The sequence below is a fragment of the Trichloromonas sp. genome (genome assembly GCF_041583255.1).
In the GTDB taxonomy this organism is placed as follows: Bacteria; Desulfobacterota; Desulfuromonadia; order Desulfuromonadales; family Trichloromonadaceae; genus Trichloromonas.
The window spans coordinates 1-3,946 of the sequence record NZ_JBFHGD010000261.1 but is presented as its reverse complement, the minus strand read 5'-3'; the positions used below and the strand labels follow the sequence as shown (position 1 = coordinate 3,946).

The 3,946-nt window shown below is 61.2% G+C and carries 4 protein-coding genes and 1 pseudogene; 4 read left to right on the top strand and 1 reads right to left on the bottom strand.

What is annotated here, in order from left to right; genetic code table 11:
• The first annotated feature begins 199 nt into the window (after positions 1 to 199).
• The 3 genes from upp to ABYV89_RS15145 are packed head-to-tail and all read left to right on the top strand — an operon-like array spanning position 200 to position 2,740.
• The gene (gene upp, locus ABYV89_RS15155; RefSeq protein ID WP_432823773.1) at positions 200 to 826 is read left to right on the top strand and encodes a uracil phosphoribosyltransferase; all 627 of its coding nucleotides are present in this window, start codon (positions 200 to 202) and stop codon (positions 824 to 826) included.
• 8 nt (positions 827 to 834) lie between these two features.
• Complete coding sequence (locus ABYV89_RS15150; protein WP_432823772.1) at positions 835 to 2,112, top strand: uracil-xanthine permease family protein; 1,278 nt, start codon at positions 835 to 837, stop codon at positions 2,110 to 2,112.
• A 13-nt stretch (positions 2,113 to 2,125) separates the two neighbouring features.
• Positions 2,126 to 2,740, top strand: coding sequence for an arylesterase (locus ABYV89_RS15145; protein WP_432823771.1), 615 nt, complete (start codon positions 2,126 to 2,128; stop codon positions 2,738 to 2,740).
• 114 nt (positions 2,741 to 2,854) lie between these two features.
• On the opposite strand, the gene ABYV89_RS15140 is transcribed toward ABYV89_RS15145, so the two are convergent.
• Entirely contained in the window at positions 2,855 to 3,196 is a 342-nt protein-coding gene (locus ABYV89_RS15140) for a DMT family protein (RefSeq protein WP_432823770.1), read from the bottom strand.
• Between the two features lie 407 nt (positions 3,197 to 3,603).
• Between ABYV89_RS15140 and ABYV89_RS15135 the strand changes: the two are divergent.
• A pseudogene (locus ABYV89_RS15135) lies at positions 3,604 to 3,946 on the top strand (D-alanine--D-alanine ligase family protein); the annotation flags it as partial.

The window sequence follows — 3,946 nt, the reverse complement described above, 5'->3', positions numbered from 1 at the left end:
GGGGATTGTATAGAGAGGCGAAAGGATTAGATTTTAAAAATAACATCCTTGATGCAAATGTTCAATTAGCAACGGCTTAGCAGGATCTTTTTTTCGAGTGCGGGCCGAAATCACACTTTGGGCTTTGTCTTGCTCCCCGGACTTGGTAATCTTTGGCGATTATCCTTTACTGAAATATCCGTTTGCCAGGGAGGTCGAGATGACCGTTGTCGAAGTGCAGCACCCGCTGGTCCGACACAAGCTGGGCCTGATGCGTAAAAAGAATATCAGCACCAAGGATTTTCGCGAGCTGGCCTCCGAGGTGGCGCGGCTGCTGACCTACGAGGCGACCGCCGATCTCGAGACCGAGCCGCACTCGGTTGCCGGCTGGGCCGGGCCGGTGACGGTGGAGCAGATCAAGGGCAAGAAGGTGACGGTGGTGCCGATTTTGCGGGCCGGGCTCGGCATGATGGACGGGGTGCTCGATATGATCCCCAGCGCCCGGGTCAGCGTGATCGGCCTGTACCGCAACGAGGAGACTCTGGAGCCGGTCTGCTATTTTCAGAAGATGACCCGCAAGATGGCCGACCGCACGGCCCTGGTGCTCGACCCGATGCTGGCCACCGGCGGCAGCGTCGTGGCCGCCATCGACCTGCTGAAGAAGGCGGGCTGCCGGCGGATCAAGGCGCTGTTCCTGGTGGCGGCCCCCGAGGGGATAAGGCGGCTGCAGCAGGCCCATCCCGACGTGGATATCTACGTGGCTTCGATCGATGAGCGGCTCAACGAGCAGGGCTACATCCTGCCGGGGCTCGGCGATGCCGGCGATAAAATCTTCGGTACCAAGTAGGGGGCGCTGTGAAGGAATATTCCTCGACCGACTACCGGTTTCGCGGCAAGGACGCCCTGCTCGGCGCCCAGATGCTCTTCGTCGCCTTCGGCGCCCTGGTGCTGGTGCCGCTGCTGACCGGGCTCAATCCCAACGTGACGCTCTTTACCGCCGGCGCCGGCACCCTGCTCTTCCAGCTGGTGACTCGCGGCCAGGTGCCGGTTTTTCTCGCCTCGTCCTTCGCCTTCATCGCCCCGATCATCTACGGGGTGCAGACCTGGGGGGTCGCCGCTACCATGTCGGGGCTGGCGGCCGCCGGAATCTTTTACATGATCCTCAGCCTGATCGTCTACTGGCGCGGCACCCGGGTCATCGCCCGCATCTTTCCGCCGGTGGTGACCGGTCCGGTGATCATGGTCATCGGCCTGATCCTGGCCCCGGTGGCGGTGCACATGGCCAACGGCCGCAGCGGCGACGGCGCCCTGCAGCTGGTGCCGCAGGGAACGGCCCTGATCGTGTCGCTGACCGCCCTGGCCGTGACCATCCTGGTTTCCCTCAAGGGGCGGGGGATGCTGAAGCTGCTGCCGATTCTCAGCGGGCTGGTCGTCGGTTACGGGCTGAGCCTGGCCTTCGGACTGGTCGATTTCTCCGCGGTCGCCGCCGCCCCCTGGCTGGCTCTTCCCGCCTTTGTTCTGCCGCAATTCAACGTCCAGGCCATCATCTACATGCTGCCGGTGGCGATTGCGCCGGCCATCGAGCATTTCGGCGACATCCTGGCGATATCCTCGATCTCAGGGAAAAACTATCTGAAGCAGCCCGGAGTGCATCGCACCCTGCTCGGCGACGGCCTGGCCACCTCGCTGGCCGCCTGCTGCGGCGGCCCGCCCAACACCACCTACTCGGAAGTGACCGGGGCGGTGGCCCTGACCAAGGTGTTCAATCCGGCGATCATGACCTGGGCCGCCCTCTGCGCCATCCTGCTCGCCTTTGTCGGCAAGGTCGGGGCCCTGCTGCAGACGGTGCCGGTGCCGGTCATGGGCGGGATCATGCTGCTGCTGTTCGGCGCGATTGCCGTGGTCGGTCTCAACACCCTGGTGCGCGCCGGCCACGACCTGCTCGAACCGCGCAACCTGGCGGTGGTGGCGCTGATCCTGGTCTGTGGCATCGGCGGCATGGAATTCTCTCTGGGGGGGGTATCGCTCAAGGGGATCGGCCTGGCCGGTCTGGCCGGGGTGGTGCTCAACCTGGTGCTCCCCTGCCGGCCGAAAGAAGCGGGCGAGGTCGGCGTGCCGCCGGCGCCGCATTGAGGATCGCAGAGATATGAACTGGAAACGATTGCTGCTGCTTGCGACCCTGCTGGCAGGGATGCTACTGGCCGGCTGCGAAAAATCCCCAAATTTGACACCGCTGCCTGCCGACGCCGTAATCCTCGCTTTTGGCGACAGCCTCACCTACGGCACCGGCGCCGTGGGGGACGAGTCCTACCCGGCGGCCCTTTCGCGACTGCTGCAGCGCGAGGTGGTCAATGCCGGGGTCCCCGGCGAGGTGTCGGCGGCCGGCCTGGCACGCTTGCCGGAGCTGCTGGAAGAGTATCGGCCGGCCCTGGTGATCCTCTGCCACGGCGGCAACGATTTTCTCCGTCGGCTCGACAAAGAGAAGTTGGCGGGCAACCTGCGGCAGATGGCCGGGCTGGCCCGGGAGGCCGGGGCCGAGGTGGTGCTGGTCGGGGTGCCGCAACTGGGCCTGCTGCTGTCGACCGACCCGCTCTATGCAGAGGTGGCCGAGGAACTCCGTTTGCCCTACGAGGGGGAGGTTCTTTCCGACCTCTTGAGTGACCGCGAGTTCAAGAGCGACCAGATCCATCCCAACGCACGCGGTTACGCGGTGATGGCCGAAAAAATCGCCGAGGTGATCCGGGAGGCGGGGGGTCTCTGAGCGCTATTTGGGGATCGAAAAAAAGGGCGTACCCGCAGGGGCCGCCCTTTTTTTATCAAAAAATCGCTGCCGGGGTGGTCATCCCCGGTATATGTGTTAGGATTTGCTCATCTTTTAGGTTCGGAAGATAAAGTAGACCGCTCCGAGCAGGCAGAGCCCGGCCCACAGGTAATCGAGTTTGAGCGGCTGTCCCATGTAGTAGAGGGCGAAGGGGACGAAAACACAGAGGGTGATCACCTCCTGCAGGATTTTCAGCTGGGCCAAACTCAGGCTGCCGTAACCGATGCGATTGGCCGGTACCTGTAGAACGTACTCGAAAAAGGCGATCCCCCAGCTGACCAGGACGGCAACATACAAAGCTTTGTGTTGCAGGCTTCTGAGGTGGCCGTACCAGGCGAAGGTCATGAAGAGGTTGGAGAGGATGAGCAGCAGGGTGGTTTGCAGAACGACAGGCATGAAGGAATCCTCGCAGCGAAGGAAATTGTCCGACAGGGGCGCTTGATTGCCGCCGAGATATTACTCCATTTTCAGGGTTCAGAACAACGGCCTTCTCGAGAGAAAAAATCGAAGCGGAAATTTCTTAAATTTTTCACTTTCTAATTATGAAAACAACCCCTGGATTGTTTTGCAAACATCTGGAATTATACGGCTTTTTGCGGTTTTTTTTTCTTTATTGACAAGCCGGTTAAAGGGGAGTAAATAGCGAAATGTAGGAACTGTTTACAACCCGGGCATGCGCAAGACGAAGCGTAAAAAGCAACCCCTTTTTATAGCCGCACGCCCCAGGCACCCGGGTCTCAGAAACGGTTTCGATTCCCCCTGCGGGAACGGGTTTACTCAAGGCTTTTAAAAGGGGTTCACACATGAATATCGCGCTTTCCCACAACCTGCGGGAGGAGTCCGTCTGCGAAACAGAAGCAGAACCTCCCGGTTGTCCCTCTGATGATCTCTATGCCGAGTGGGACGACATCCACACCATCAAGGCTGTGGAGTCCGCCCTGGCATCCCGCCATCAGGTCACCCTGGTCAATGCCGACCTGAATGCCTTTGAAACCTATCGCCTGCTTCAGCCCGACCTGGTCTTCAATATTGCCGAAGGTTTGAACGGCGCCAGCCGCGAGGCCCAGATCCCGGCCATGCTCGACATGCTCGGCATCCCCTATACCGGCAGCGATCCGGTCACCCTGGGCAACTGCCTCGACAAGC

Coding starts and splice junctions, on each gene's coding strand:
- upp (WP_432823773.1), top strand. CDS start 200: ATGACCGTTGTCGAAGTGCAGCACCCGCTGGTCCGACACAAGCTGGGC.
- ABYV89_RS15145 (WP_432823771.1), top strand. CDS start 2,126: ATGAACTGGAAACGATTGCTGCTGCTTGCGACCCTGCTGGCAGGGATG.
- ABYV89_RS15140 (WP_432823770.1), bottom strand. CDS start 3,196: ATGCCTGTCGTTCTGCAAACCACCCTGCTGCTCATCCTCTCCAACCTC.